Origin of the sequence: Hyphomonas sp. UBA3601 (assembly GCF_002375605.1) — a bacterium.
In the GTDB taxonomy this organism is placed as follows: domain Bacteria; phylum Pseudomonadota; class Alphaproteobacteria; order Caulobacterales; family Hyphomonadaceae; genus Hyphomonas.
Genome location: NZ_DFME01000008.1, coordinates 1 through 4,360, shown reverse-complemented (window position 1 = coordinate 4,360; position 4,360 = coordinate 1). Strand labels below are relative to the sequence as shown.

General features: G+C 59.7%; 5 protein-coding genes and 1 tRNA gene. 4 read left to right on the top strand and 2 right to left on the bottom strand.

The window, feature by feature from the left end:
* Positions 1-44: 44 nt before the first annotated feature.
* Positions 45-404: a cell cycle two-component system response regulator CpdR gene (gene cpdR, locus B4F73_RS00510; protein ID WP_034816978.1), complete on the bottom strand. Its 360-nt coding sequence runs from the start codon at positions 402-404 to the stop codon at positions 45-47.
* Positions 405-564: 160 nt separating this feature from the next.
* Here cpdR and B4F73_RS00505 point away from each other — a divergent pair, with 160 nt between their 5' ends.
* The 3 genes from B4F73_RS00505 (at position 565) to B4F73_RS00495 (ending at position 3,035) form a co-directional block, all read left to right on the top strand.
* Entirely contained in the window at positions 565-1,494 is a 930-nt protein-coding gene (locus tag B4F73_RS00505; RefSeq protein ID WP_290481432.1) for an N-formylglutamate amidohydrolase, read from the top strand.
* A 295-nt stretch (positions 1,495-1,789) separates the two neighbouring features.
* Positions 1,790-2,185 carry a helix-turn-helix domain-containing protein gene (locus B4F73_RS00500; RefSeq protein WP_034816976.1) on the top strand — a complete coding sequence of 132 codons (396 nt, stop codon included), beginning with the start codon at positions 1,790-1,792 and terminating at the stop codon, positions 2,183-2,185.
* Between the two features lie 34 nt (positions 2,186-2,219).
* The gene (locus tag B4F73_RS00495) at positions 2,220-3,035 is read left to right on the top strand and encodes an inositol monophosphatase family protein (RefSeq protein WP_206992070.1); all 816 of its coding nucleotides are present in this window, start codon (positions 2,220-2,222) and stop codon (positions 3,033-3,035) included.
* A gap of 4 nt (positions 3,036-3,039) precedes the next feature.
* Here B4F73_RS00495 and B4F73_RS00490 read toward each other — a convergent pair whose 3' ends face one another.
* The gene (locus tag B4F73_RS00490) at positions 3,040-4,041 is read right to left on the bottom strand and encodes a TraB/GumN family protein (protein WP_206992069.1); all 1,002 of its coding nucleotides are present in this window, start codon (positions 4,039-4,041) and stop codon (positions 3,040-3,042) included.
* Positions 4,042-4,172: 131 nt separating this feature from the next.
* Between B4F73_RS00490 and B4F73_RS00485 the strand changes: the two genes are divergently transcribed.
* Positions 4,173-4,249: transfer RNA gene (locus tag B4F73_RS00485), tRNA-Arg, on the top strand.
* Positions 4,250-4,360 lie beyond the last annotated feature (111 nt).

Here is a 4,360-nt window from a genome sequence, read left to right as displayed (position 1 = left end):
GGATTTCAGCAGCTTGGGAGGCTCAATGTCGGAGCCCCGCCCCATCAGGCCGCCATCACCTTGTCGACCTCATCCACGATTTCGCGGAGATGGAAGGGTTTGGACAGCACTTTCGCGCCTGCAGGTGTCGGAGCCCCGGAGGAGAGCGCCACGGCGGCGAACCCCGTAATGAAGACGATTTTCATGGCCGGGTCGAGTTCGGCGCCCCGGCGTGCCAGTTCGATTCCATCAAGGCCGGGCATGACAATATCGGTCAGCAGTAGATCGAACACTTCGCGCTCCAACGCGGACAACGCGCTTTCGCCGTCAGCGTAATCCTGGATCTCGTGTCCGGCGCGACGCAGAGCGGCGGCCAGGAACAAGCGCATGGAATCGTCATCTTCGGCCAGCAAAATCTTGGTCACGCGGAATACCCTCTTCTCGGCAGAACCCTAAGCATAAAGACGCAGTTCGGTAAATCAGGCGTGAATATCTGCGGACTTAAAGTCGGAAATTACTGCGGGCACCGGCTGGATTCTCGTGAAAAGGCTTGACCTTCAGGCAAACAAAGAAACGATGTGCTGAATGACAGACGCCCCCCAATTTCTTGACAGACCTGAGCATTTTCAGCGAACGGCCGGTTCGCAGGACAGCCCTGCGGCCACGCCTCGTTATGAAACGCCGTACCGGCTGGTAACCCCGGAAAAAATGTTGGCGCCAGTCATTTTTGCCTCGCCGCATTCGGGCAGTCTCTATCCACATGAGATGCGCGAGGCACTCTGCGTACCGGTGGACACCGTACGCCGGACGGAAGATGCGTTCGTGGACGAGTTGTTCAGCGCCGTTCCTGAGCAGGGCGGCATACTCATGGCGGCGAAATATGCTCGCACAGTCGCTGATCTCAATCGCGACCCACGGGAACTCGACCCGAACATGTTCAGTGATGGAGTCCCTCGCCCCTGCGGCATGCCGACAGCGCGTGTGGAAGCCGGGCTCGGCTGCTTGCCGCGTGTCGCAGCCAGGGGAGAGGCGATTTATGCGCGCCGCCTTACCCGATCAGAAGGAGAAGCGCGCCTGTCTGGCATTCACGACATCTATCACCAGTGCCTGGCGACTGAGCTGGGCAGTCTGAAGGAGCGGCACGGCCGGGCCTTCCTTATTGACTGCCACTCAATGCCCAGCGTCCAGCCTGGGCGTCGCAATCTGGCAGATATTGTGTTGGGGGACCGGTTCGGCTCCAGCTGTGACCCACGTCTGACGGGGCGAATTGAGCGCGCATTCCGAGCGAACGGGTTCAGCGTTGCGCGGAATGCGCCCTATGCAGGAGGGTATACGACACGTCGTTATGGCCGCCCCAAGCGAGACTTCCATGCGGTACAGATCGAGATTAATCGCGGACTGTACATGGATGAACAAGCGGTCGAGACCAGTGCCGGCTTTGCGCAAATGCAGCAAGTCTTGTCCGCTATTGTCGTCGAAATCCTCGACGTCGCGACCCAGATCGGTCGGCGCTGATCGTCGGAATACCCTGCAATTGCAACAGATCCGCGTTACTTCCAAAAAAAAGGCCGCGCTACGAGAGCGCGGCCAAGGTCAAAGGGAGGAAACGCCAGAGGCGTCTGCACCGGAGTGCAAGACCAGATTTATGTTGCGGCGCACAAAACGCAACCGATGATTTGGCAAATTCCTGCAATTTGGAAATGCAGCCCAAATTTTAGGCAAATGTGACCACCGGCACGCCATTTGCGAGAGACCAGCCCGAACATCCCGTTTTGGGACTGAGAGCGGTCCCATCCGCAAGGAGCTGAACATGGCTGATGAAACCGACCTGCACGTAGGCAAACGCCTTCGCCGCCGCCGCCGCCTGCTGGGCATGACCCAACAGGACCTTGCGAGTCAGGTAGGCGTGCGTTTCCAGCAGATCCAGAAGTATGAATGCGGTGCCAACCGCATCACGGCATCTCGACTCTATGAACTGGCGAAAGCCATGAACGTCTCAGTGCAATACTTCTTCGACGGCATTCCCGCAGCAGACGCACCGGATGCCGCGAATGACGCCGAACGCATGGAAGGCGATATTCTTTCGCAAAAAGAGACGTTGGAACTGGTTCGCGCCTACTATCGCCTCGGCGAGCGCCCCCGCAAACGCCTCCTGGAACTGGCCAAGGCGCTGGAAGGCGACACCAGCAGCACGGGCGTCGCTTGACGCCCAGCCCGGGGCGGGGCAATCCCATGCCCGCATGACAAATTCCTACTCCCTCGAAGATGAGCTGACCTTTGCAGGTCGTCTCGCAGATGCGGCCTGGTCAGCGATCCGGCCGCATTTTCGTGCACTGGATGCCGTCGACAACAAGATCACAATACCCCACGCCGAATTTGACCCCGTGACGGCCGCCGACACGGGCGCCGAAGCGGCGATGCGCGCCCTGATCGAAGCGGAACGGCCCGATCACGGCGTCACTGGCGAGGAATTCCCCGCTAAACCTTCGAAGAACGGGTTCACTTGGTTACTGGATCCGATAGATGGCACGCGCGCTTTCGTAGCCGGCCTACCGAGTTGGACCACATTGATTGCCTTGTGCGATGAAACGGGCACGCCCGTCATCGGCATCATTGACCAGCCCGTTCTGGACGAGCGTTATCTCGGCTGGCCGGGGGGTGCAGCGGTTCAGCGCGCGGGGACACAAACACCGATCCAGGTCTCCGACTGCCGAGACCTCCGCGAAGCAGTCATCTCCACGACAGATCCCTTTATCCTGAACCCCGCCGAACAGGGCGCATGGACCCATCTGAGAGCTACAGCTCGGATCAGCCGCTATGGGCTGGACGCCTACGCTTATGCCCGGCTAGCCGCCGGCACGATCGACCTTGTGGCGGAAAGCGGTCTGAAAGCATGGGATGTGGCCGCGCTGATCCCGGTTGTGCGGGGCGCAGGTGGCCTCGCGACGGACTGGCGTGGCAACGAACCAAAGCTCGGCGGTCAGATCGTCTGCTGTGCCAGCGCAGAAATCCTCGAGCAAGCGCTGTTGGCGCTCCGCCGGTCTGCCGATACATGAGCGCCTACGGGCCCTCGACCTCGTAGCCTTTGGCTTCCAACATTTCGATAACGCTGTCTTCGCCCGCCAGATGACCGGCTCCGACAGCGATCAAGCGCGTGCCGGGCTCTTCCAGCATGGCTTCGATCTTGCCAACCCAGATCTCGTTACGAGACTTCAACAGTGCATCATAGACATCGTCTGACCCCATCATGTCCGGATTGGACATGAGCAGGCCAATCCCGTGCACATCGCCATCAACCCACTCGGACACCAGCGTATCGAGCACATCTCCCCCCTCCTCGATGGACTCGGCAGAGCTCACAAGGAAATCGACCTGCACATCTGTGGGCATATTGGCGAGACGGCCCAACTGCTCGTCTATTGTCTCCAGATAGGCGAATGACTTGCCTGCCGCGCGAGCTTCTGCGCCCAGAACGGTTTCTACGCCGGCATTCGGGTCGAAGCCTTCCTTCTTGATCTGCAGAACAGAGAGATTCACCGCCGCCCACCACGGCCGCATCGGCTCAATCGCGCCGAGTGGCAGTCCGACATGGTCAAGCGCCTTTTGAAGCTCTGCGCGCTCCAGTTCGCTGAGCAAACTCGACAATTGCTGACCGTTTTGCAGCATGCCTTGTGTGGAGATGAACTTCATCATTTCGGACGCCGCAGCCTGGCTTGTGACATCTGCCTCAAAGACGACCGTATCAGCCTCCGCGAGGGCGGCATCCATCTCATCGCTGCGCCATTCCAACTCCGGGCGGAGCAAGTGCACCGTACCAAATATGTAAAGCGTCGTGTCTTCGTCCTGCAGCGTCCACAAGGCTGGCTCCCCTGCCCCTCGGGAAGCTTCCGCTTCGCTCAACGCGGCCTCATAAGCAGCCTTCTGCGCTTCCAATTGCGCCGCTCGGTCTGCGGGCTCTTCCTGAGGCACTGCCGGGCTGGGCTCTTCCCGTGCCCCGCAGGCCGGAAGGCCCAGCAACAGCGCCATGGCTGTGACGGTCATCGCAATGGTGAAAGTCCGCATGTCTGGCTCCTGAATCTGTGTCTGTTCCAGACCTAGCCCAAAGTGATCAAGGCGCAAGCACCCAGCGCTGCGCAAACCGCACTCCGGCGTTGCACTCACTCGCCGGTTGCCGTATTCACCAGCTTCGGTTTGCACCCATAGCTCAGCTGGATAGAGCGCTGCCCTCCGAAGGCAGAGGTCAGAGGTTCGAATCCTCTTGGGTGCGCCATTCCTCATCTTCAGTCGCAGAAAAGGCGCGGCCTCGGAGCAGTCTTTGACGTGAACTCCCTGCAGGCATGCACTCCAAGAAATACCAAAACGATATTCGATGAATTATTGA

Excerpts from the sequence above, each read along its gene's own strand:
- B4F73_RS00505 (WP_290481432.1), top strand. The coding sequence starts at position 565 with ATGACAGACGCCCCCCAATTTCTTGACAGACCTGAGCATTTTCAGCGA.
- B4F73_RS00500 (WP_034816976.1), top strand. The coding sequence starts at position 1,790 with ATGGCTGATGAAACCGACCTGCACGTAGGCAAACGCCTTCGCCGCCGC.
- B4F73_RS00495 (WP_206992070.1), top strand. The coding sequence starts at position 2,220 with ATGACAAATTCCTACTCCCTCGAAGATGAGCTGACCTTTGCAGGTCGT.
- B4F73_RS00490 (WP_206992069.1), bottom strand. The coding sequence starts at position 4,041 with ATGCGGACTTTCACCATTGCGATGACCGTCACAGCCATGGCGCTGTTG.